This window comes from Streptomyces sp. NRRL F-5126, from assembly GCF_000721265.1.
Taxonomy (GTDB): domain Bacteria; phylum Actinomycetota; class Actinomycetes; order Streptomycetales; family Streptomycetaceae; genus Streptomyces.
This window is the reverse complement of sequence record NZ_JOFZ01000004.1, coordinates 414,252-438,081: the sequence shown is the minus strand read 5'-3', so window position 1 is coordinate 438,081 and position 23,830 is coordinate 414,252. Positions and strand designations below refer to the sequence as shown.

Annotated in this window: 18 protein-coding genes; 6 read left to right on the top strand and 12 right to left on the bottom strand. The window is 72.1% G+C overall.

Annotation, left to right across the window (positions count from 1 at the left end):
* Positions 1–121: 121 nt before the first annotated feature.
* Positions 122–673, bottom strand: a complete 552-nt coding sequence (locus IH48_RS0110435) for a YciI family protein (protein WP_030902156.1) — start codon at positions 671–673, stop codon at positions 122–124.
* A 216-nt stretch (positions 674–889) separates the two neighbouring features.
* Positions 890–1,561 carry a TetR/AcrR family transcriptional regulator gene (locus tag IH48_RS0110430; protein WP_078849604.1) on the bottom strand — a complete coding sequence of 224 codons (672 nt, stop codon included), beginning with the start codon at positions 1,559–1,561 and terminating at the stop codon, positions 890–892.
* Between the two features lie 227 nt (positions 1,562–1,788).
* Between IH48_RS0110430 and IH48_RS0110425 the strand changes: the two genes are divergently transcribed.
* The 4 genes from IH48_RS0110425 (at position 1,789) to IH48_RS0110410 (ending at position 6,718) form a co-directional block, all read left to right on the top strand.
* On the top strand, positions 1,789–2,382 hold the full coding sequence (locus IH48_RS0110425; protein WP_030902152.1) for a 2Fe-2S iron-sulfur cluster-binding protein: 594 nt from the start codon (positions 1,789–1,791) through the stop codon (positions 2,380–2,382).
* Positions 2,379–3,371, top strand: coding sequence for an FAD binding domain-containing protein (locus tag IH48_RS0110420; RefSeq protein WP_030902151.1), 993 nt, complete (start codon positions 2,379–2,381; stop codon positions 3,369–3,371). The genes IH48_RS0110425 and IH48_RS0110420 overlap by 4 nt, the downstream gene beginning before the upstream one ends.
* Positions 3,368–5,491 (top strand): xanthine dehydrogenase family protein molybdopterin-binding subunit, encoded by a 2,124-nt coding sequence (locus IH48_RS0110415; RefSeq protein WP_030902149.1) that lies wholly within the window; start codon positions 3,368–3,370, stop codon positions 5,489–5,491. The genes IH48_RS0110420 and IH48_RS0110415 overlap by 4 nt, the downstream gene beginning before the upstream one ends.
* Before the next feature lie 81 nt (positions 5,492–5,572).
* Positions 5,573–6,718 carry an XdhC family protein gene (locus tag IH48_RS0110410; RefSeq protein ID WP_030902147.1) on the top strand — a complete coding sequence of 382 codons (1,146 nt, stop codon included), beginning with the start codon at positions 5,573–5,575 and terminating at the stop codon, positions 6,716–6,718.
* Between the two features lie 61 nt (positions 6,719–6,779).
* Here the strand turns inward: IH48_RS0110410 and IH48_RS0110405 are convergent, their stop codons facing one another.
* The 9 genes from IH48_RS0110405 to IH48_RS0110365 all read right to left on the bottom strand — a co-directional run bounded on the left by IH48_RS0110405 (position 6,780) and on the right by IH48_RS0110365 (position 17,698).
* On the bottom strand, positions 6,780–8,084 hold the full coding sequence (locus IH48_RS0110405; RefSeq protein WP_030902145.1) for an alpha/beta fold hydrolase: 1,305 nt from the start codon (positions 8,082–8,084) through the stop codon (positions 6,780–6,782).
* A gap of 8 nt (positions 8,085–8,092) precedes the next feature.
* The gene (locus tag IH48_RS0110400) at positions 8,093–9,889 is read right to left on the bottom strand and encodes a gamma-glutamyltransferase family protein (protein WP_030902144.1); all 1,797 of its coding nucleotides are present in this window, start codon (positions 9,887–9,889) and stop codon (positions 8,093–8,095) included.
* Entirely contained in the window at positions 9,870–10,967 is a 1,098-nt protein-coding gene (locus IH48_RS0110395) for an ABC transporter ATP-binding protein (RefSeq protein WP_051839509.1), read from the bottom strand. The genes IH48_RS0110400 and IH48_RS0110395 overlap by 20 nt, the downstream gene beginning before the upstream one ends.
* On the bottom strand, positions 10,964–11,947 hold the full coding sequence (locus tag IH48_RS0110390; protein WP_030902141.1) for an ABC transporter ATP-binding protein: 984 nt from the start codon (positions 11,945–11,947) through the stop codon (positions 10,964–10,966). Before IH48_RS0110390 ends, IH48_RS0110395 begins: the two co-directional genes overlap by 4 nt.
* Positions 11,947–12,852: an ABC transporter permease gene (locus IH48_RS0110385; protein ID WP_107059270.1), complete on the bottom strand. Its 906-nt coding sequence runs from the start codon at positions 12,850–12,852 to the stop codon at positions 11,947–11,949. The genes IH48_RS0110390 and IH48_RS0110385 overlap by 1 nt, the downstream gene beginning before the upstream one ends.
* Positions 12,849–13,802 (bottom strand): ABC transporter permease, encoded by a 954-nt coding sequence (locus IH48_RS0110380; protein ID WP_030902137.1) that lies wholly within the window; start codon positions 13,800–13,802, stop codon positions 12,849–12,851. The genes IH48_RS0110385 and IH48_RS0110380 overlap by 4 nt, the downstream gene beginning before the upstream one ends.
* 33 nt (positions 13,803–13,835) lie before the next feature.
* Entirely contained in the window at positions 13,836–15,380 is a 1,545-nt protein-coding gene (locus tag IH48_RS0110375; protein WP_051839508.1) for an ABC transporter substrate-binding protein, read from the bottom strand.
* Positions 15,381–15,489: 109 nt separating this feature from the next.
* Complete coding sequence (locus IH48_RS0110370; RefSeq protein ID WP_037841455.1) at positions 15,490–16,914, bottom strand: aminopeptidase P family protein; 1,425 nt, start codon at positions 16,912–16,914, stop codon at positions 15,490–15,492.
* Between the two features lie 157 nt (positions 16,915–17,071).
* A complete protein-coding gene (locus IH48_RS0110365; protein ID WP_078849603.1) occupies positions 17,072–17,698 on the bottom strand; it encodes a helix-turn-helix domain-containing protein in 627 nt (208 codons plus the stop codon).
* A 248-nt stretch (positions 17,699–17,946) separates the two neighbouring features.
* Between IH48_RS0110365 and IH48_RS0110360 the strand changes: the two genes are divergently transcribed.
* Positions 17,947–21,789 carry a GH92 family glycosyl hydrolase gene (locus IH48_RS0110360; RefSeq protein WP_078849602.1) on the top strand — a complete coding sequence of 1,281 codons (3,843 nt, stop codon included), beginning with the start codon at positions 17,947–17,949 and terminating at the stop codon, positions 21,787–21,789.
* Between the two features lie 63 nt (positions 21,790–21,852).
* Here the strand turns inward: IH48_RS0110360 and IH48_RS0110355 are convergent, their stop codons facing one another.
* On the bottom strand, positions 21,853–22,467 hold the full coding sequence (locus IH48_RS0110355; RefSeq protein ID WP_199809927.1) for a TetR/AcrR family transcriptional regulator: 615 nt from the start codon (positions 22,465–22,467) through the stop codon (positions 21,853–21,855).
* A gap of 193 nt (positions 22,468–22,660) precedes the next feature.
* On the opposite strand from IH48_RS0110355, the gene IH48_RS0110350 reads away from it, so the two are divergent.
* Complete coding sequence (locus IH48_RS0110350; RefSeq protein WP_051839504.1) at positions 22,661–23,827, top strand: CaiB/BaiF CoA transferase family protein; 1,167 nt, start codon at positions 22,661–22,663, stop codon at positions 23,825–23,827.
* Positions 23,828–23,830: the final 3 nt, after the last annotated feature.

Genomic DNA, 23,830 nt, shown 5'->3' with positions numbered 1-23,830 from the left:
CGCCGCAAACTGGGGACGTGCTGAGAGCTGACCCTGGTGGGCCGGGTGCCGGCTTACCGGCCCTGGTGCCCTCCGGCGGGAGGGTCTCGAAGACGCGCCCGGGCGCGGACGTGTCGGGTGGTCAGGGCCGGCCGCCGAACTGCCAGTCGTGCACCTCGATGGCCGCATACCGGTCACGGGCGGTCAGGACGGCGCGTGCGGAGTCCGGGTCCTGGGCGCGGAGCAGCGCCGCCGTGCCCAGCCAGGCGGCGCCGTCGTCAGACAGCAGTGGCCCGTAGGCGATCAGTTCGTTTCGGCCGGCCGGGACCGCGAGGTCGGCGGCCTGCCCCGTGCCGAGGCCGAGGACCAGGTAGCGGTTGCCGCCCGTGCGGCCGCCGGGGAAGTCCCACATGGTGCGCCCCAGCGTGTTGCGCCACCGGCGCAGCAGCACGTCGCGGTAGACCCCGGCCTGGTGGTTCGGCTCGTCGAAGGCGAACGCGCGGGCGGCCGCCGGGCCGGGCAGGTCGAGGATGTGCAGGCTGCCGGTGGGTGTGTCGCCGTCGGGTGCGAGGGTCGGGCCCCGGGCGATCATCTCTTTCGCGTACCGGTCCATGTACGACCAGTGCTCTTCCGCCAGCGTCTCGCGCAGCGGGAGGGAGCCGGGCCGGTCGCGGTGGTAGCAGAGGAACTCCATGCCCGAGGGTCTCCCGGCGCGAGCGTCCGGGTCCAGTGGGTTTCACCGCAGGCGGCTCCGCGGGATCTGCCACTGACCGCGCGGTCTCGTCACGGGCGTGCGCAGCGGGTCAGCGGTCTCATGACGCGTGCCGCGCGCGGGTCACCCGCCGTTCGCGGCCGTCGCCGCGGTAGCTCGCCCCGCGCCAGGTACGCGTCAGGCACGCGCCGGCGCGGGTCACCGGCGGGCCTCGCCGGCGTCCGCGCCACGGCCCGCGCGGCGCGGGCCGCCCGCGGCAAGGGTGCCGGGCTCGCCGCATGTCTCGCAGGCCGGGCCACGCGGCGCGCTCGCGCGCAGGCCCTCGACCACCAGGTCGAGCAGCCGCCGGGCGCGGGCCTCCCAGTCGCCGGCCGGGTCGATCTGCCACAGGCCCGCGATCGCGAGCATGAGGTCGTCGGCGCCGATGTCCCGGCTGACCGTGCCGGCCTCGTGGTTGGCCGCGAGGAGCGTTTCGACGGCGGACCTGACGGCGTCGTGGCCCACTCCCGCCAGGCTCCCCCTGGCGCATGTCGCCTTGCGCATGGCCTCGGCGAGGCCGGCCTTGGTCATGGCGTAGCAGGAGAGGCGGTCGAGCCACTCCCGCAGCGCCCGCTCGGGCGGGCGCGTCGCGAGCAGCCGGTCCGCGGACTCGGCGACCTGCTGGACCTCGTAGCGGTAGACCTCGAGGATGAGCGCCTCGCGGCTGGGGAAATGGCGGTAGAAGGTGCCCTGCCCGACGTGCGCCTTGCGCGCGATCGACGTGATCGAGGCATCCGGGTCCTCGGTCAGTACGTCCCAGGCGGCCTCAAGGATGCGCCGGCGGTTGCGCAGCGCGTCCGAGCGCAACGGCTCGCTTCTCACCGGGCGCACGCGTCCTCTTCTCGGGTCCCGTCGAAAGGTGTTGCTAAGCGGACAGTCGTCCGCTAATTTCAGGTAAGCGGATCATCGTCCGGTTGCCCGCCCACCATAAGCCATACCCATTTGCGTCGACAGTCCCTTTCAGTGACGCGTTTGCGGGCCGCCGGCCCCAGCGCCCGGCCGGACGGACGAGACCGCGCACGCACGGGCGACACCGAGTACTCAGGAGATGGCCGGACATGGCCCTGGCGACATCCAGCACGATCACCTTGCACGTCAACGGCGAACGGCGCACCCTGCCCGTGGACCACCGCACCACCCTGCTCGACGCACTGCGGGACCATCTGGAGCTGACCGGTTCGAAGAAGGGGTGCGACCACGGCCAGTGCGGCGCCTGCACGGTGGTGCTCGACGGCCGCCGCGCTGTCTCCTGCCTCCAGCTCGCCGTCGCCGCCGAGGGGCGCGAGGTCACCACCATCGAGGGCGTCGCGGACGGCGACACGCTGCACCCGGTGCAGCAGGCCTTCATCGAGCTGGACGGCTACCAGTGCGGTTACTGCACGCCCGGCCAGATCTGCTCGGCGATAGCCGTCATCGAGGAGCACGCGGCCGGCTGGCCGAGCGCGGCCACCGAGGACGTGCGGCCCGAGGCCGGTCCCCCACCGCTCGACGCGGACGAGATCCGGGAGCGGATGAGCGGCAACCTGTGCCGCTGCGGCGCGTACGTGTCGATCGTCCAGGCGGTGGCGCGTGCGGCCGAGGCCGCGCAGGGCAAGACCGCGCAGGGCGAGGACCTCGCCGGCGCCGAGGCGGGCACGGCGGTGACGGCATGAGGGAGTTCGGCTACGAGCGCGCCACGGACGTCTCGGCGGCCGTCGCGCTGCGCGGCGCGGACGGCGGCACGTCGTACCTGGGCGGCGGTACGAACCTCGTCGACCTGATGAAGTCGGGCGTGGAGCGGCCCGCGCTGCTCGTCGACGTGCGCGAGCTGCCGCTCGACCGCATCGAGGCCACGCACGACGGCGGGCTTCGCATCGGCGCCACCGTCACCAACAGCGACCTCGCCGTCCACCCCGAGGTGCGGCGGCGCTACCCGATGCTGGCCGAGGCCCTGCTGGCCGGCGCGTCAGGACAGCTGCGCAACATGGCGACGGTCGGGGGGAACCTGCTGCAGCGCACCCGGTGCGGATACTTCACCGACACGAGCAAGGACTGCAACAAGCGCGTGCCGGGCAGCGGTTGCCCCGCGATCGCCGGGGAGCACCACAACCACGCGATCCTGGGCGCCTCGGAGCACTGCGTGGCCACCCACCCGTCGGACATGGCGGTCCCGCTCACCGCGCTGGACGCCGTCGTCTCCTACGAGACGGTGGACGGGCCGGGTGAACTGCCGCTCGACGGCTTCTACCTGCCCGTCGGCGGCACCCCGCACCTGGAGACCGCGCTGCCGCCGGGCGCGCTGATCACGCACGTGACCGTGGGGCCCGCGCCGGTCGCGGCGCTCTCCCACTACCGCAAGGTCAGGGAGCGCGCCTCGTACGCGTTCGCCATCGGCTCCGTCGCCGCCGCGCTCGCCGTGCGGAACGGTGTGGTCGAGGAGGTGCGGCTCGCCCTCGGGGCGGTCGCGTCCAGGCCCTGGCGGGCGCGTGCGGCGGAGCGCGCGCTGACGGGCGGACCCGCGACGGCGGACGCGTTCGCCGCGGCGGCGGACGCCGAACTGGCCGCCGCGAAGCCGCTGGCGGACAACGCGTACAAGGTGACGTTGACACGGAACCTCATCGTGTCCGAGCTGACCCGACTCGCCGAGGAGAGCGCCCGATGACCACGACGACCGAGGCGACCAGGCTGGCGGGGGCCGTCGGCGTCGCGCACACCCGGGTGGAGGGCCTCGACAAGGTGACGGGCGCGGCCCGGTACGCGGCCGAGCACCACTTCACCGAGCTCGCCCACGGCTGGCTGGTGCTGTCCACCGTGGCACGCGGCCGGATCACCGGCATCGACAGCGCGCCCGTCGAGGCGATGCCCGGCGTGCTCGCGGTGCTGCACCACGAGAACGCGCCGCGCCTGGAGAGGGCCTCCGGCTTCTTCGGCCCGGACCCGACCGTTCAGGTGCTCCAGGACGACCGCGTGCCGCACGTCGGCTGGCCGGTCGCGCTGGTCGTGGCCGAGACGCCGGAAGTGGCCAGGGAGGCCGCGGAGTCGCTCGTCGTGCACTACGAGCAGGAGCCGCACGACACGGTGTTCCGGGCGGAACACCCGGACACCTACACCCCCGGGGACGATTCCTCGGAGACTTCCAAGGGCGATCTGGAGGCGGAACTCGCCGCGTCCGCTGTCGTGGTGGACGAGTGGTACACCACGCCCGAGGAGCACCACAACGCCATGGAGCCGCACGGGGCGATCGCGCGCTGGGAGGACGGCCGCCTCGAGGTGATCGACACCACGCAGGGCGCCTTCGCCACGGCGCAGGACCTCGCGGCGCTCCTCTCCCTCGACCCGTCCTCGGTGCGCGTGGTCTCCGAGCACGTCGGCGGCGGATTCGGGTCCAAGGGCCTTGTGCGCCCCCATTCCGTGCTCGCGGCGATGGCCGCGACGGTCGTCCACCGTCCTGTGCGGGTCGTCATGACGCGCCGCCAGGTGTTCTCACTGGTCGGCCACCGCCCCGCGACGGCGCAGCGGATGCGCCTCGGCGCGGACGCGGACGGCCGGCTGCGCGCCCTCGACCACCAGGCGTCCAGCTACACGTCGCGGGTCATGGAGTACGTGGAGACGAGCGCGGCCATCAGCCGGGTGCTGTACGGGGCGGACGCACACCACACCGTGAACCGGGTGGTGCCGCTCGACGTGCCCACTCCGCGCTGGATGCGCGCGCCCGGCGAGGCGCCCGGTTCCTTCGCCGTCGAATCGGCGATGGACGAGCTGGCGCAGCGGTGCGGCGTCGACCCGGTCGCGCTGCGGATCCGCAACGAGCCGGCCGTCGGGCCGGTCTCGGGGCTGCCGTTCAGCAGCAGGTCGACGGTCGCGTGCTTCGAGGAGGGCGCCCGCAGGTTCGGCTGGGGGGAGCGCGACCCGCGGCCCGCCGTGCGCAGGGAAGGCCGCTGGCTGCTCGGCACGGGCGTGGCGGCCGCGACCTACACGGCCGGTGTCGTCCCGTCGACCGCGTCCGTGACGGCCGAGGCCGGCGGCGACTTCACCGTGCGGATCACCGCGGCCGACATCGGCACGGGGGCGCGGACCGCGCTGGTGCAGATCGCGGCCGACGCGCTGGAGGTCCCGGTCGGCCGGATCCGCATGCGCATCGCGGACAGCGACTTCGGTCAGGCGATGCTCGCGGGCGGCTCGACCGGCACCAGGTCCTGGGCACACGCGATCGTCGCGGCGGTCGCCGAACTGCGGGCGGTGCTGGTGCCGGGCATGGAGATTCCGTCCGACGGGATCACCGTGCGCGGCAACTCCCTGGACGCCGTCCGCGGGCTGGCGAACCTGGAGCGGCACTCGTTCGGCGCGCAGTTCGCGGAGGCCGCCGTCGACATCGCCACGGGCGAGGTGCGGGTGCGGCGCATGCTGGGCATGTTCGCCGCGGGCCGCGTGGTGAACCCGCTCACGGCGCGCAGCCAGCTGGTCGGCGGGATGGTGTGGGGGCTGTCCATGGCGCTGCACGAGGAGGCCCACAGGGACCCGGCGTCCGGCGGCCTGGTGGGCGGTGACCTGGCCGGGTACCACATCGCCGCGAACGCCGACGTCCCGCTGATCGAGGCGGACTGGGTGAACGAGGTCGACCCGCACGATCCGACCGGCATCAAGGGGCTCGGGGAGATCGGCATCGTGGGAGCGGCGGCGGCCGTCGCGAACGCGGTGTGGCACGCGACGGGCGTGCGCCACAGGCAGCTTCCGATCAGGCCCGACCGGGTACTCGCTGCGGCGGCCGCCGAGCGCGGCTGACCGCCCCCGGCCGGAGGGGCGCCCCGGCGGCCCTCCGGCCCTCCGGCCTTCCTGGCCGCTCAACACCTTACGGAGATCACCATGCTGGACATCGCCGGCGAGCTCGACCGGTGGATTTCACAGGGCCGGACGTTCGCCGTGGCCACCGTCGTGGCGGTCGGCGGCAGCGCCCCGCGGCAGCCGGGCGCCGCCCTCGCCGTGGACAGCGAGGGCGCCGTGATCGGCTCGGTGTCGGGCGGATGCGTCGAGGGCGCCGTGTACGAGCTGTGCGAGCAGGCGCTGGACAGTGGCCGCAGCGTGCTGGAACGGTTCGGCTACAGCGACGACGACGCCTTCGCGGTGGGTCTTACGTGCGGCGGCGTGATCGACGTCCTCGTGACGCCGGTGGCGCCCGGCACGGCGGGCGCGGCGGTGTTCGCGGCCGGGCTCTCGGCCGTGGTGCGCGGGGACACGGCGGCGCTCGTGCGTGTGGCGGACGGGCCCGAGGAGCTGATGGGCGCGGCGATGCTCGTCGGCCCCGGGCAGGCGTCGCGGGGATCGCTCGGCGGTCACCCGGAGCTCGACCGTACGGCCGAGGGCGAGGCGCGCGCCATGCTGGCGGCCGGCCGCACGGGCACGGTCGTGGTCGGCGCGGACGGTTCGTACTGCGGCCGGCCCGTCACGCTGCTGGTGGAGTCGAGCGTGCCGCCCCCGCGCATGATCGTCTTCGGGGCCGTGGACTTCGCGGCGGCACTGGCCCGCATGGGGAAGTTCCTCGGGTACCACGTGACGGTGTGCGACGCGCGCCCCGTCTTCGCCACCAGGCAGCGCTTCCCCGACGCGGACGAGATCGTCGTCGAGTGGCCGCACCGCTATCTGGCGGGTACGGAGACGGACGGCCGCACCGTGCTGTGCGTACTGACGCACGATGCGAAGTTCGACGTCCCGCTGCTGGAAGTGGCACTGAGGCTGCCGGTCGCGTTCATCGGCGCGATGGGGTCGCGCCGCACGCACGAGGACCGCTCGCGGCGGTTGCGGGAGGCGGGGCTGAGCGAGCGGGAGCTGGCCGGGCTGCGTTCGCCGATCGGCCTCGACCTGGGCGCCCGTTCGCCCGAGGAGACGGCGCTGTCCATCGCGTCGGAGATCGTGGCGGCGGCCAGGGGCGGCACGGGTGCCCCGCTGACCGGCGTGAGTTCACCGATCCACCGCGACGCGCACGGCGCGGGGCCGCTCGGCTCCGCGGCCTGACGCGCGCCGCCCCCGCGCCGCCCCTGCGCGCGACCGGGGCGGGGGCGGCGCGGCGCGGCGCTCAGCCGGTGCCGAACAGGCCCTTGTCCTTGAGCATGCCGCGCAGGTGGGAGAAGACGCGGACGTCCTCGTGGAGGCCGTCGTGCTCGTACTCGTTGGTCACCCAGGCGTGCGCGTTGCCGACCCTGGACGCGGTCTCCAGCTGGAGTCCCGAGTCGACGTACATGTCGTCGAAGTAGACCGCGGCCGCAAGCGGCACCTCGTTCGCGGCCAGTCGGTCCAGGTCGTAGAGGCGGGGCCACTCGTCGCGCGCGGCCAGCAGTTCCACGGCCGGACGGAACGGCCGCAGCGCCCTGATCTCCTCGAACATCCAGGGATAGACCATCTCGCCCGTGAACAGCAGCGGCCGGACGTCCTCGCCGAACTGCGTCCGGGCCGCGCGTTCGCGCTCCGCCGCCCAGGCGGTGGCCCCCGCGCCGCCGGCGTAGATCGTCTCCTGGAGCGCGGCGTACAGCGGGTTGGTGTGGAAGGCCGTGCGGTCCCTGACACCGGCGAGGAACGTGTCCGTCAGCCGCTCCCCCGCCACGGGCCCTTCGGCGAACGCCTCGTCGAACAGCCAGTGCATCCGCTCGAAGCCTGGCTTCATGCCGAAGTCGAAGCCCAGCGTCTGGAGCCGCCGTACCGTCAGGACGTCGCCGTCCGGCAGGACCACGTCGCCGGCCGCGACGCGGTCGGCGACCCGTGCGACCACGTCCACGTCGTGCGGGTAGCGCTCGCGGTAGATCCGGTTCTTCGCCTCGGCCCGCGGGTACGTGTGCCGGTAGACGGCCGAGGCGTCCTGTGTCACGGAGGCGAGACCGCCGGTCACCAGGCACGCGTGCAGCCCCTCCGGGGCCTGGGACAGGTAGCACAGCGTCAGGAAGCCGCCGTAGCTCTGGCCGAGCGTCGTCCAGGGCCGGCCTGCGAACACGGTCTTCCGCAGGTGCTCCGCGTCGGCGACGATCGAGGGCGCGAGGAAGTGGGACAGGTACGCGGCGCCCGCCTCGGCCGTGCCGAGTGCGGCCATCACGGACCCGTCGACGGGCGTGCTGCGGCCGGTGCCCCGCTGGTCGAGCAGGACCACCCGGTGGGTCTTCAGGGCCTCGCCGATCCACCCGCTCCTGGCCGTCGGGCGCGGCGACTTCCCGCCGGGGCCGCCCTGGAGGTAGGTCAGGTACGGCAGGTCTTCGCGCCGGCGCTCCGGATCGACGAGCTCCCTGGCGAACACCGCGATGGCCGGGCCGTCCGGTACGGCCCAGTCGAGCGGCACGTCCACCCGGTGGTCCCGTACGTGGATGCCCGGCAGCGTGTACTCGGCCGTGATCATCTGCTCTTCTACCTTCCTACCGCGTAGCCCTGCATGCCGCGGGGGTTGGCCGCGGCCCTCAGCCAGCCGTCCTCGCGCGCGACGGCGCTGACATGGCCCAGGGACCAGCCGTCCCCGGTCGTCACGATATGTCCTCGCCTGCGCAGCTCGGCGACCGCCTCCGGGTCGTGGCGGTCCTCCAGCAGGACGTGTCCCGGGTGGGCGTCGCGCGGGTAGAACGAGTTGGGCATGTGGGTGGTGTGGAACTCCGGGAAGTCGATGGCCTCCTGGAGGTTCATGCCGCCGTGCACGACGTTGAGGAAGAAGTGCAGCGTCCACTGGTCCTGGAAGTCGCCGCCCGGCGTGCCGAACGCCAGCCAGGGCCTGCCGTCCTTGAGGGCGAAGGACGGTGTGAGCGTCGTACGGGGGCGCGCGCCGGGACGCAGCGAGTTCGCCAGCCCCTGCTCGACCCAGAACATCTGGCCGCGGGTGGAGAGGCAGAAGCCGAGCCCCGGCACGGTGGGCGAGGACTGCAGCCAGCCGCCGCTCGGCGTCGCGGAGATCATCATGCCGCTGCTGTCGGCGACGTCGAGGTGGCAGGTGTCGCCGCGCACCTCGCCCGACGCGTCGACGGTGGGCTCCCCCGCGCCGGCGGCGGCCCCGCGCGCGGTGCCGGCGCCGGCGCCGTCCTGGGCGCCCGGGTAGTGCGGCAGCCGTGGCGCGCGGCCGTCGGGGGCTCCTGGCCGCAGTTCGAGGGACGCACCGTCGCCGATGAGCTTCGCGCGCTCCTCGTTGTAGCCGGGGCTGAGCAGCGCGGTGACGGGGACGTCGGTGAAGCGCGGGTCTCCGTACCAGGCCTCGCGGTCGGCGAAGGCGAGTTTCCCGGCCTCCACGACGGTGTGCACCCAGTCGGCCGAGCCGGCGCCCATGGCGGTCAGGTCGTACCCGTCGAGCAGGGCGAGTTGCTGGAGGAAGACGGGCCCCTGGCCCCACGGTCCCGTCTTGCAGACGGTGTGGCCGTGGTAGTCGAAGGTGACGGGGTCCTCGACGGTGGGGTGCCACGCGGCGAGGTCGTCCGCGGTCAGCAGGCCGCGGTGCGGGGTGCCGGAGGTGTCCATCACCTCAGTGGTCCGGCAGTACGCGCCGATCGCCTCGGCGACGAAGCCGCGGTACCAGGCGTCGCGCGCGGCCCTGATGCGGTGCTCGCGGCTGCCGCCCGCGGCCTCGGACTCGTCCACGACGCGCCGGTAGGTGGCGGCGAGCACGGGGTTGGTGAAGCGGCTGCCGGCGCGCGGCACCGTGCCGCCGGGCAGCCAGGTGGCGGCCGAGGTGGGCCAGTGGGTGCGGAACATGTCCGCCACGGTCTCCAGTGCCGAGGAGACCCGCCCGAGCAGCGGGTGGCCCTTGTCCGCGTAGCGGATGGCGGGCGCGAGTACGTCCGCCACGGACCAGGTGCCCCAGCGCTCCAGCAGGAGCAGCCAGGCGCCGAAGGAGCCGGGCACGACGTTGGGCAGGAAGCCGGTGCCCGGCACGACGTCGAGCCCGAGGGCGCTCAGGGCCTCGCCGGTCGCGGCGGCGGGCGCGACGCCCTGCCCGCAGACCACGGAGACCTTCTCGTCCTTCGGGTCCCACAGCAGGATCGGCACGTCGCCGCCGGGGCCGTTGAGGTGCGGCTCCACGACCTGGAGGACGAAACCCGCGGCGACGGCGGCGTCGGCGGCGTTGCCGCCGCGCTCCAGCACGCTCATGCCGGTGGCGGAGGCGAGCCAGTGGGTGGAGGCGACCATGCCGAAGTCGCCGACGAGTTCAGGACGTGTGGTGAACAACGCCGTTCCTTCCCTGGGTGATGTCGGGTCCGCCGGTCGCCGGGTCCACGAGGTGGCAGGAGACGGGGTGGTCGGCGCGGGTGACACCGGCGAGCGGGGGCACCTCGGTGCGGCAGCGGTCCACGGCGACGGGGCAGCGGGGGTGGAAGGGGCAGCCGGGAATGCGGGTGGACTGGCTGGGCAGGTCGCCTCGCAGGACGACACGTCCGGCTGCCCTGGTGGTGTGCGGGTCGGGTACGGGCGCCGCGGACAGCAGCGCCTGCGTGTAGGGGTGCTGGGGGTGCGCGAAGAGCTCTTCGCGGGTCGCCGTCTCGACGATCCTGCCGAGGTACATGACGGCGATGCGATCGCTGATGAACTCGACGACGGACAGGTCGTGGGTGATGAACAGGCAGGAGAAGCCCATGTCGGACTGCAGGTCGAGGAGCAGGTTGAGGATGGACGCCTGGACGGACACGTCGAGCGCGGAGACCGGTTCGTCGGCGACGACGAGCCGTGGCGCCATGACGAGTGCGCGGGCGAGCGCGACGCGCTGGCGCTGGCCGCCGGAGAGCTCGTGCGGGAAGCGCGTGGCCATCCGGGCACGGAAGCCCACGCGTTCGAGCATGTCGAGGGCCCTGCGGCGGCGCTGCGCCGTGTCGCCCTCGCCGTGCTGGCGCAGCGGCCCGCCCACGATGTCGCCGATCTTCATCCGGGGGTCGAGCGAGGAGTAGGCGTCCTGGAAGACGACATGGACGTCGCGCCGCAGGGACCGCATCGCGCGGCGGTTGATGGTGGAGATGTCGCGGCCGAGCAGTTCGATGCGGCCCTCGGTGGGTTCGGTGAGGCGTGCGACGCACTTGCCGACGGTGGACTTGCCGCTGCCCGACTCGCCGACGAGGCCGAGCACCTCTCCCCTGCCGATGCGCAGGTCGACGCCGTCGACGGCGCGGATCGGGCCGTTCCTGCGGGCGGCACGCGATCTGCCGGAGTAGTGCTTGACCAGCCCGCGCACGTCGAGTACCGGGGCGTCGGCCGCGGGTGCGCCGGGGCCGGGTGGCTGTGCCGCGGCGCCTGTGCGCTCTGGTGTGTCGTTCATGCGGTCCCTCCAGGGCCCGGGTGGTAGCAGGCGACCAGGTGGCCGTCGTCGACCCGGCTCAGTGCGGGCCGCCTCGCCGTGCATCCCGCGTCGGCGCGCGCGCAGCGCGGCGCGAACTGGCAGGCGTCGGGGTCGGTGGTGGGCGGCGGCACCATGCCGGGGATCTCGGTGAGCCGGCGTCGGCCGCCGCGGCGCGCGGCGCGTGCGGGCAGTGCGTCCATCAGGCCGAGCGTGTAGGGGTGTTGCGGCTTGTCGAAGAGGGCCGCGGTGGGCGCGTGCTCGACGTGGCGCCCCGAGTACATCACGACGACGTGGTCGGCGACCTCCGCGACGACACCGAGGTCGTGGGTGATGAGGATGACGGCCGTGCCGAGTTCCTCGCGCAGCCTGCGGATGATGTCGAGCACGGCGGCCTGGATGGTCACGTCGAGCGCGGTGGTCGGCTCGTCGGCGATGAGGACCTTGGGGTCGCAGGCGACGGCGGTGGCGATCATCACGCGCTGCCGCATGCCGCCGGAGAGCTCGTGCGGGTAGGCGCCGAGCCGCCGCCGGGCGTCGGGCATGCCGACGAGTTCCAGCAGCTCCACGACGCGTTCGCGCACCTGCGCGCGGTTCATGTCGGTGTGGCGCCTGATGACCTCGCCGATCTGCTTGCCGATGGTGTAGGCGGGGTTGAGGGATGTCATGGGCTCCTGGAAGACGACGGAGATGTCCTTGCCCCTGATGTCCTGCATGCGCTTCTCCGGCAGCCGCGTCAGGTCGGTGCCGTCGAGGACGACCCTGCCGCCGATCGTCGCGTTGCCGCCGTCGAGCAGCCGCGGCACGGCCATGGCCGTGGCGGTCTTCCCGCATCCCGACTCTCCGACGAGCGCGAGTATCTCGCCGCGCTCCAGTGAGAAGGACACGTCCTTCGTGGCGTGGACGGGGCCGTCCTCCGTCCGGTACTGGACCCGCAGGTCCGTCACTTCGAGGAGTGGCATCACAGCTCCCTGGGGTCGAGCACGTCGCGCAGGCCGTCACCGAGGAGGTTGAAGCCGAGCGTGGTGAGGGCGATGGCGACGCCCGGGAAGACGGCGAGCAGCGGGTCCTGCGCGAGGAACTGCTGGGCGCTCGTCAGCATGACGCCCCAGGAGGCCTGGGGCGGCTGGACGCCGAGGCCGAGGAAGCTGAGCGCCGCCTCGCCGAGTATTCCGGCGGGGATGGCCACGGTGGCCTTCACGATCAGTGTGTTCGTCATGTTCGGCAGGATGGACCGCCACATGATCGCCAGGTCGCGCGTGCCGTCCGCGACGGCTGCCTGGACGAAGTCCTGCTGCCTGAGCACAAGCGTCTCGCCGCGGACGACGCGGATGACGGACGGGACCTCGGCGACCGCGAGCGCGATGATCACGTTGTGCAGGGACGGGCCCAGTATGGCCGCCATTCCCACGGCGAAGATCAGGTACGGGAACGACAGGACGACGTCGTTGATCCGCATGAGCACGGAGTCGGTCCAGCCCCTGAAGTAGCCGGCGGCGAGGCCGAGCGGCACCCCCACGGCCATGGCGAGCGCGGAGGACACCACGCCGGCGAGCAGCGACACGCGCGCGCCGTTGCAGATGCGGGCGACCACGTCTCGGCCGAGGTCGTCGGTGCCGAGCCAGTGCGCGCCCGACGGCCCCGCGAGGATGTCCGTCAGGCCGAGCCTGGTCGAACTGCCCGCGACGAACGGCCCGATGAGCGCGACGCCGAGGAAGACGACGACCATGACCGCGCCGATGACGGCCATCCTGCGGCCCAGCAGCCTGTGCAGGCTGCGCCGCCATCCGGTGTTCGGGGCTGCCGCCTCGGCACCCGCGGCCGGGTCGGCGGTGAGGCCCGTCTCGTCGACGGCTGTTTCGTTCACTGCGTGCCTCCAGCCATGCGCAGGCGTGGATCGAGGTAGGCGTACGCGACGTCCACGAGGAGGTTGATGACCACGTAGCCGGCGACGGTGACCAGGACGGCGCCCTGGATGACGGGGTAGTTGCGTGAGGAGACCCCGTCGACGATGAGCTTGCCGAAGCCGGGGATGACGAAGATCTGCTCGGTGATGACGGCGCCGCTGATGAGCCCGGCGAGTTGGAGGCCGACGACGGTGGTGACGGTGGTGAGGCTGTTGCGCAGCGCGTGCCTGATCTGCTGGCCGCGCGAGAGCCCCTTGGACCGTGCGGTGCGCACGTAGTCGGCCCCGAGCTGGCTGAGCAGGGACGAGCGGGTCTGCCGCATCACGACGGCGGCGAGGCCGAGGCCGAGCACGAGGACGGGCATCACCATGCGTTCGAGGTTGCCGACGGGATCGTCCGCGAGCCCGACGAAGCCGGAGGCGGGCAGGATGTGCCAGTGCACGGAGAACACGACGATGCCGAGCAGTCCGAGCCAGAAGTGGGGTACGGACAGTCCGAACAGGCCGAATCCGTTGGCCGCGTAGTCGAGTGCCGTGCCCCTGCGCACCGCGGAGACGATGCCGGCGAGCACACCGACGAGGACGCCGACGAGGATGGCGAGGAAGGTGAGTTCGAGCGTGACGGGGAGGCGTTCGCCGAGCACCTGGGTGACGGGCGCCTTGTCCTGGGTGGAGGAGCCGAGGTTGCCCTGCAGCGCCTGCCCCATGTAGTGGAGGTACTGGACCGGCAGCGGCTGGTCGAGCCCGAACTGCTTGCGGATCGCGGCGACCACCTGTGGTGTGGGGCTCTCCCCCGCGAGCACGGTGGCCGGGTCGCCCGGCAGGGCACGCACCCCGAGGAACACCGCGATGCTGGCGAGGAAGAGCGTGATCACGGCGGCGCCTGTGCGACGGAGTATGAACTCAATCATGAGACATGCGGATCTTCCTGGGATGGAGGCAGGTCAGCGGGACAGGTAGGCGGTCTTGAACCGGGGGATACCGTCCGGCGGGTAGACGACGCCGTGCAGTTCGTCGCTGGTGCCGACGAACCAGCGGTCGTGGTAGAGGTAGAGCAGGGACCGGTTCTGGCCCACCCGGCGTACCGCGGCGGCGTAGAGCTCGGCCCGCTTCCTGCTGTCGTTCGTCTGCGCGGCCTGGGCGATCAGCCGGTCGACGGTCTTGTCGGCCGCTCCGGAGAAGTTGTTCGAACCGCCCGTGGTGATGATGTCGTTGGTGTCGCCGTCGGGGTCGACGCGTCCCGACCACCCTTCGAGGAACGTGTCGAACTGGCCCTTGCGCGCGAGGTCGAGCCCGGAGACGAGGTCGATCGGGCGCACGTTGACCTTGAAGCCGACGTCCTCGGCCATGGACTGGATGACCTGCGCCTCGCGCTGGCTGGCGGCTCCCGTGGGCACCATCAGCTGGACGGGGACGGGGGTCTTCACACCGGACTTCCTGACCAGGGCGCGCGCGGCCCCCGGGTCGAAGGGGGTGCAGTGGGGGGCGGTGCGCAGGGGGCTCTGCACCGGCAGGGGGCCGCAGTCCGGGACCATCTGCCCGTTCCACACCGCCTGGTTGAGCGCCTTTCTGTTGATGCTCATCTCGAAGGCCTTGCGCAGGTCGGAGGAGTGGCTGAGCGCGGTCTTCGCATTCTTGCGCACGTTGATGGAGATCGACTGGTAGGCGATGGTGTCGGAGTGCAGCACCTTCTCGCGGCCCTCGTTCTCCAGGTTGAGGGCGTCGCTCGCGTCGAGGTGCTCGGCGGCCTGGACGTCGCCCGACTCCAGGTTCGCGGTGGCCACGCTGGAGTTGTTGATGAACCGGTAGACGATGCCGCGAAGACGCACCTTGGCGCGATCGTAGTAGTAGGGCGACTTGGCGAAGGAGATCTCGTTGCCCGAGACGCGGCTCTTGAAGGAGAAGGGGCCCACGCACACCGGAGCCGTGCCGAACTTGGCGCCGAGTTTCTTCAGCGCCGTGGGCGACATCACGAGTCCGGATCGGTCGGCGAGTTGGGAGAGCAGCGGGGCCGAGGGGTGTTTGAGCACGAGCCGCACGGTGTACGGGTCCTTCACCTCGACCCGGGAGACCGCGTTCAGCTCGCCGGCGCGGGCGGAGGCCTTCATCGTCAGGTCGCGGACGAGTGTGGTCCTGACGGCGGCCGCGTTCAGCGGTGTGCCGTCGTTGAACCTGATGCCCTTGCGCAACGGGATGTCCATCGTCCTGCCGCCGTCGGACATCTTCGGCATGCCGGCGGCGAGTTGCGGCACGATCTTGAGGTGGGAGTCGACGTCGTAGAGTTTCTCGCAGAAGCTGGTGAACACCATTCTCGCGGCGAAGGTGTCGGCGAACGTCGGGTCGAGGCTGTCGGGCTCGGTGGGTGTGGAGACGACGAGCGTGTCGGAGCCGGCGCCTGCGACGGCGCCGCCGCCGGGTGTGGAGCATGCGGTCAGCAGGAGTGCCGCCGCGGCCGCGACGGCTCCGGCGGCGAGAGTACGTGGGCGCATGGGTCCTCGATGGGTTGCGCGTGGGCGGAGGGGACGGTGCGGCGGAGGGGCAGCGGGCACAGGGGGACGTGCGGCGCTTGGGACGTGCGGCGCTTGGGCCTGAGAACGGCTAGGGGGACTGGGGGGCCCGCATCCAGCGCTCCAGGCCGTGCGCGTCGAGCGGCAGCGCGCCGGACAGGACGTCCGAGCCGTCGGCGGTGACGAGGACGTCGTCCTCGATGCGCACCCCGATTCCGCGCAACTCCGGCGGGACGGTGAGGTCGTGGGCGTGGAAGTAGAGGCCGGGCTCGACGGTCAGGACCATGCCGGGCGCCATCGTCCTGCCGTGGTAGGCCTCGTAGGTGGAGCGTGCGCAGTCGTGGACATCGAGGCCGAGGTGGTGGCCGATGCCGCAGATGAGGTAGCGGCGGTGGTGCTGGCCCCGGTCGCCGAGCGCCTCGTCGACGGAGACCGGGAGCAGCCCCCAGTCGTCAAGACCGCGCGCGATCACCTCCATCGAGGCGTGGTGGAAGTCGGTGAAGGGGCGGCCGGGGCCCACGGCGGCGAGGCCCGCGCGGTGCGCTCGCTCCACGAGGTCGTGCACCTGGCGCTGGACCGGCGTGAAGGTGCCCCCGGCGGGGAAGGTCCGGGTGACGTCGGCTGTGTAGTGGCTGCGCGTCTCCACGCCCATGTCGAGCAGGAGGAGGTCGTCCTCGGCCACCGGGCCGTCGCAGCGCACCCAGTGGAGGGTGGGCGCGTGCTTGCCGCTGCCGACGATGGTGGCGTAGCCCGGGCCGTTGCCGACGGTGCGCGCATGGCGGTCGAAGGTGCCCTGCAGCCAGCGTTCGCCGCCGCCCCGCACGGCGGTGGGTATCTCGGCGGTGACGGCCGCGAACCCCTCGACGGTACGGTCTACGGCCTCGCGCAGCCGCTCGATCTCCCAGTCGTCCTTGATCATCCGCAGGTCGGCGAGCGTACGGGCGAGCTCGCCCGACGGTGCGAGGCCGTGTGCGGCGAGCGTGTCCCGGTCGGGCCTCCCGGCGACGAGCGGGTCGCGGAGCCGGCCGAGTGCGGCGCCGAGTCCGTCCGTGTCGCGCACGTCGATGCCGAGCGCCTCCCGCCAGTCGGCGGCGCCGGGCACGGGTCCTGCCCACAGTTCGCCGCGCGCCGCGTCGGTGAAGAACGCGTGGCCGCCGGGGCGTGCGGGCTCCGGCAGGTACAGCACGGCGTCGTGGCCGGCGCCCGCCGGGGTGAGCACCAGGACCGCGCGCTCCACGGGCACGCCGGTCAGCCACAGGAAGTCGCTGTCCGGCCGGAAGTCGTAGTACGTGTCGTTGCTGCGGACCGGGGCGGTGCCCGATCCCACCACGAGTGCCCTGCCCGGGTGGAGCGCGCTGAGCAGCTCCCGGTGGGCGGCGGCCGCTGCCACGGCGCCGGGCACCAGGCGGGGCGTGCGGTCGGCGTCCGCCCAGCCCGCACTCATCAGCTCCACGAACGGGGGGAGTTCGCCCAGCCGCGGCAGGCGGGCAGGTGCGGTGGGGAGTGATTCGTTCATGCCGGATCCGCCCTTCGGTGCAGTGGTCCTTCGGGGGCTGCCGTGGCGGAGACCGGTTCTCCCCCGCACGCGATGCCGCACATGGAACCGAACCATCCACGTTCCATACAGCGAACACCCAGAAACTAAGGGCACTTCCTGAGGGGTGTCAATGGTCTCACCGAAGGGAGTTCATGGACGCCGATCGGCCATCGGCGGAGGTTGCGGTTGCACCGCGGCCGCCCGCACGGTGGTTGACGAGGAGCACGGACCGCACCGGCCCGTCAGGAGCGGCGTAGCCGTGCGGGAGGGCGGCGTCGAACGACACGTAGTCGCCGGGGCCGAGGCCGACGCGGTACCCGTCCACGAACAGGTCGAGGCGGCCTGCCTGGACCACCGCGTGCTCGGTCCCCTCGCGCACGGGGCACTCCTGCCGCTCCCCCGCACCGATCCGCTGTTCGTAGAGGTCGCAGACGAGCCCGCCGCTCTCGATCCTGCCGTACTGGCGCAGGCACGCGCCCTCGCCGGTGAGCGGCGTCAACTCGGCGGCCCTGACCACGGCCATGCCACGGCGGGCGGGCGGTTCGAGCAGGTGCGTGAGGGGTTCACCGAGGGCGCGCGCGAGGCTGGAAACGGTTTCGATCGTGGGGTTGCCCGCCCCCGACTCCAGTTGGGAGAGTGTCGCCTTGCTGAGGCCCGAGAGCCGGGCGAGCCGGGAGAGCGACATGTTCTGCCTGGCCCGCGCGGCCTTCAGGTTGGCGGCCAGGAGGTCCCGCACGGAACTCTCGCGGGGGTCAGCGCTCACCGTTGCACCCCTCCAAGCGTTCGCTATAACGCACACGTTTCGTTCACTCTAATGAACGCTCTCGCCGACGACAACGCGCGGCCCCGGGGTCCTCGGGCACTCCGGGCGCTGTGGGCGAGGGCCGCCTGACCACCCGTGAGTAACCTCGGCAACACCCTTGACGGTCCCCACAGTTCCCCGGATAACGTGACCCGGCAGGAACCTGACAACGTTGTCCAGTATCTGACCACCCTCATGGGAGCGTACGCATGCAGCACCCGCATCCCCCCAGCCGCCGGCCAAGACGCAGGCGGTCCCTGACCGTCGGCCTGGCGGCTCTGGCTCTCGTGGCCTCGGCCCAGGGCTCGGCTCTCGCCGCCTCCGCCTCGGCGGCGGGCAGGCACCACGCGAACACGTCCTTCAGCTCCTCGTTCGAGGCGAGCGACCCCGCTCCCACCTGGACGGACACGGCGGAGACGGGGAGCGGCGGCGCGCCGCGGGTCTCCGGCGTCGACGGCAAGTACAACAGCGGTGTCCCCGGCAATACCAACGACCACGTGACCTCGATCGCCGCCAGCGACGAGAACACCGGCGGCGGTGAGGTGGCACGCAACCTGACGGACGGCGACTCCGCCACCAAGTGGCTGGCGTTCACCCCCACCGCCTGGGTCACCTACGACATGGACGCCCCCGTCGCCCTCACCGGCTACGCGATGACGTCCGCCAACGACCACGCGGAGCGCGACCCGAAGTCCTGGAAGCTGGAAGGGTCCACGGACGGCAAGGACTGGAAGACCCTCGACACGCAGAGCGACCAGTCCTTCTCCGCCAGGTTCCAGCTCAAGAACTACGACCTCGGCGCTTCGCAGCCCGCTTACGCGCACTACCGCCTCGAGGTCACCGCCAACAACGGAGCCACGGACGCCACGCAGCTCGCCGGCCTGCAGCTGGTCTCCGGCGCCAAGGACTCGCCGCCGCCCCCGCAGATGCTGACCCGCGTCGACAGCGGGCCGACGTCCTCGCCGACCGCCAAGGTCGGCATGGGCTTCTCGGGCAAGAAGGCGCTGCGCTACGCAGGTACGCAGACCGCGAAGGGCCGCGGCTACTCGTACAACAAGGTCTTCGACGTGAACGTGGCCGTGCGCCGCGACACGCAGCTGTCCTACGAGATCTTCCCGGCGATGCCCGGCGGCGACCTCAGCTACCAGGCCACCAACGTCTCCGTCGACCTCGCCTTCACCGACGGCACGTACCTCAGCGACCTCGGCGCCGTCGACCAGAACGGCTTCGGCGTCTCCCCGCGCGCACAGGGCGCCTCCAAGTCCCTGTACGTCAACCAGTGGAACCACCGGGTCTCCCGCATCGGTGACGTCGCCGCGGGAAAGACCGTGGACCGGATCCTGGTGGCGTACGACGCGCCGAAGGGGCCGCAGAAGTTCCAGGGCTGGGTGGACGACATCGGCCTCGCCGTCAAGCAGCCCGCCAGGCCGAAGGCCCACCTCGCGGACTACGCGCTGACCACCAGGGGCACGAACTCCAGCGGCAGCTTCTCGCGCGGCAACAACTTCCCCGCGACCGCGGTGCCCAACGGCTTCAACTTCTGGACGCCGGAGACCGACGCCGGCTCCACGAGCTGGCTCTACAACTACGCCAGCACCAACAACGCGGACAACCTTCCCGAGATGCAGGCGATCGGCCTCAGCCACGAGCCGAGCCCCTGGATGGGTGACCGGCAGACCTTCCAGCTGATGCCGTCCGCCGCCTCCGGCACGCCGGACACCTCGCGCACCGGGCGCGCGCTGCCCTTCAGCCACTCCAAGGAGGAGGCGCGGCCCTACGAGTACGGCGTCACCTTCGAGAACGGTCTCAAGGCCAAGGTGGCACCGACCGACCACGCCGCGATGATGCAGTTCACCTACCCCGGCAAGGACGCGTCGGTCGTCTTCGACAACGTCTCGAAGCAGGGCGGCCTCACGCTCGACAAGTCGAACGGCACGTTCACCGGCTACTCCGACGTCAAGAGCGGCCTGTCCACGGGCGCCACGCGGCTGTTCGTGTACGGGAGCTTCGACTCGGCGGCCACCGGCGGCGATTCGAGCGGCGTCACCGGCTGGATGAGGTTCCACGCCCGGCACGGCCACACGGTGACCCTGCGCATGGCCACCTCGCTGATCAGCGTCGACCAGGCCAAGGCCAACCTTGAGCAGGAGATCCCGGCGGGCACGCCGTACCGCAAGGTGCGCGACGAAGCCCGCGCGCAGTGGGACAGGCTCATGGGCCGCATCACGGTGAAGGGCGCGAGCGAGGACCAGCTCACCACGCTCTACTCCAACATGTACCGGCTCTACCTGTACCCGAACTCGGGGTTCGAGAACACCGGCACGAAGAGGCACCCGGTCTACCAGTACGCCAGCCCCTTCTCCCCGATGAAGAGCCAGGACACCGCCACGCACACCGGCGCGAAGATCGTCGACGGCAAGGTGTACGTCAACAACGGCTTCTGGGACACCTACAGGACGACCTGGCCGGCCTACTCGCTGCTCACGCCGAAGAAGGCGGGCGAGATGGTCGACGGGTTCGTGCAGCAGTACAAGGACGGCGGCTGGACCTCGCGCTGGTCCTCGCCCGGCTACGCGGACCTGATGACGGGCACGTCGTCGGACGTGGCCTTCGCGGACGCCTACGTCAAGGGCGTGAAGTTCGACGCCGAGGCCGCCTACGACGCCGCGGTGAAGAACGCCACGGTGGTCCCGCCGTCCTCCGGCGTCGGCCGCAAGGGCATGAACACCTCCCCGTTCCTCGGCTACACCACCACCTCCACGGGTGAGGGCTTCTCCTGGGCGATGGAGGGCTACGTCAACGACTACGGCATCTCCCAGATGGGCAAGGCGCTGTACGCGAAGACGGGCAAGAAGCGGTACAAGGAGGAGTCCGCGTACTTCCTCAACCGCGCCCAGGACTACGTCAAGCTCTACGACAAGCAGGTCGGCTTCTTCCAGGGCCGTGACGACCAGGGCAACTGGCACCTGCCGCCCGGGCAGTACGACCCGCGCGAATGGGGCGGCGACTACACGGAGAGCAACGGCTGGGGCTACTCCTTCACGGTGCCGCAGGACACCAGGGGCCTCGCCGACGTGTACGGCGGCCGCGCCGGGCTGGCGAAGAAGCTCGACACCTTCTTCTCCACACCGGAGACGGCGACGTTCACCGGTGCCTACGGCGGTGTCATCCACGAGATGACCGAGGCCCGCGACACCCGGATGGGCGAGCTCGGCCAGAACAACCAGCCGGCACACGCCATCACGTACATGTACGACGCGGCAGGCCAGCCGTACAAGACGCAGGCCAAGGTGCGCGAGGTGCTGTCCAGGCTCTACCAGGGCTCCGAGATCGGCCAGGGCTACCACGGCGACGAGGACAACGGCGAGCAGTCGGCCTGGTACATCTTCTCGTCCCTCGGCTTCTACCCGATGGTCATGGGCAGCGGCGACTACACGATCGGCTCCCCGCTGTTCAAGCAGGCCACCATCCACCTGGAGAACGGCCGCAAGCTGACCATCAACGCCCCGCGCAACAGCTCCAGGAACATCTACATCCAGGGCGTGAAGTTCAACGGGAAGCGGTGGAACTCCACTTCGCTCCCCCACGACCTGCTCTCCAAGGGCGGCACGCTGGACTTCGCGATGGGTTCGCAGCCGTCGTCGTGGGGCAGTGGCGAGAAGGACGGCCCGACGTCGATCACCAAGGGCGACAAGGCGCCGGCGCCGCGCACCGACGCCCTGTCGGGTGACGGCGCGCTCTTCGACAACACGTCCGACACGAACGCCACGTTCACGTCGATCGACCTGCCGCTCGGCACGTCGGGTGACGCGGTCAAGGGCGTCCAGTACACGCTGACGTCCTCGGACCGCACGAAGGCGCCGGACGGCTGGGTCCTGCAGGGCTCCACGGACAACAGCCACTGGACGACGCTCGACAAGCGGTCGAACCAGTCGTTCAGCTGGGACAAGCAGACGCGTCCGTTCACCATCGCCCACCCCGGTTCCTACACGCACTACCGCCTGGTGGCCGACCACCAGAGCACCCTGGCGGAGGTGGAACTGCTGCACTGACAAAGCCGCACCGCAGTACCGGCCGGGGGCCCGCCGCTCAGCGGCGGGCCCCCGCGCCGTCGGTCACCGCGCGACGCCGCCGCGCCCGCCGAGAGCCCTCAGGGCGAAGTCGACGACGCGGTCGCCGGCCTCGCGCGCGCCGTCGGGCGAGGGATCGGCGAGCTGCTCGTCGAAGGCCTGCCGCAGCAGCGAGCCGATGCATCCCGCGTCCGCGTACGCGTCGCTGACGCAGGGGAACTCGCCCCACGCCCTGCCCTGCTCCAGTATCCCGGCGAGCAGCCCGTCGGCGACGGCGTCGACCCGGGCGCGCTCCGCCCCGTACCCCTTGGCCCGCACGGCCTGCTCGCAGACCATGAGCAGCACGTGCCGCCTGCGCCGCGGGTCCCAGGTGAGCCGCAGCGTGGCGCGCACGAAGCGCCTGAGCGCGTCCGTCGGGGACGAGGCGGCTTTGGTCACGTCACGCATCTCGGCCGTGAAGCGCTCGGCGTCCCTGCGAAACATGGCGAGCAGCAGGTCGTCCTTCGAGCCGAAGTGGCGGTAGAAAGCGCGGGTGGACAGGCCCGCCTCGGCGAGTATCTCCCCGACGGACGCGGACTCGCCGCCGCTCGCCGCGAGACAGCGGTGCGCGGCCTCCTCGATGCGCACGCGCTCGCCGTCGCGCCCGGGGATGTCCCGCACAGTCCCGTTCCCGCCGCCCCACCGGGCCATTGGGCCGCCTCCCCGTGCTGTCTTCGCCTTCGTCGCTGCCCTTCAGGTGCGCCAGGGTAGCGGGGCGTGCCGCAGCTCCGGCGCACGGGGCGGCGGGGCCGACGGGGAACGGACCCGTCAGTAACATCACGGGGAGCAGCGACCGTACGACGACGGAGGTCACGTGAGCGCCGACCGCACCCCGCACGCACCGAAGGCCGCCCCGACGCGCACCGGCCCGCTGGCCGGGATCAGGGTGGTGGAGCTGGCCGGCATCGGGCCCGCTCCGATGGCCGCCATGACACTGGCCGAACTGGGCGCCGACGTCGTGCGCGTGGACCGGCCGGTCCCCTCGCTGGTGACCGACGGCCTGGACCGGGGCAGGCGCTCCGTGGTGGTCGACCTCAAGCACCCTCAGGGCCCTGAGGCCGTGCTGCGGCTCGCCGAGCGGGCCGACGTCCTGATCGAGGCGTACCGCCCCGGCGTCGCCGAGCGGCTCGGCGTGGGGCCCGTCGAGGCGCTGCGCCGCAACCCGCGCCTGGTGTACGGGCGGATGACGGGCTGGGGCCAGTCGGGGCCGCGCGCATCGACCGCGGGGCACGACATCAACTACGTATCCCTTACCGGAGCGTTGTCCGCGATCGGCCGCGCCGGAGGGCCGCCGCAGGTGCCGGTCAACCTGCTGGGCGACTTCGGCGGCGGCTCGATGTACCTGCTGGTCGGTGTGATGGCCGCACTGCACCACGCGCGGTCGACCGGGCAGGGGCAGGTGGTCGACGCCGCGATCGTGGACGGCCTCACGCACCTGTCGTCGATGGTGTGGGCCCAGCGCCGCTACCACGGGTGGACCGACGAGCGCGGAACGAACCTCCTCGACACCGGCAGGCCGTTCTACGACGTCTACGAGACGTCCGACGGGGGCTGGTTCGCGGTCGGCGCCCTGGAACCGCAGTTCTACGCGCGCCTGGTGGAGCTCCTCGGCCTGCCCGAGTGGGCCGGGTGCCAGTACGACGCCGGGCACTGGCCCGCGATGCGCGAGGCGTTCGCCGCGGTGTTCGCCTCCCGTACCCGCGCCGAGTGGGAGGAGGTCTTCGACGGCTCGGACGCCTGCGCCTCGCCCGTACTCAACTGGGCGGAGGCGGTTCGCGACCCGCATCTGGCGGCGCGTGGTACGCACGACAGGGTGGACGGCGGCGACGTCCCCTCCCCCGCGCCGCGCTTCTCCGCGACCCCGACGCGCACGGCCCAGGCGCCGGGGCCCGTGGGGGGCGACGGGCGCCGGGTCCTCACGGATTGGGCGGTGCGGGACGCGGACGCGCTGCTCGCGGGCGGCTCCGTACGGGAGGCGTGAAGT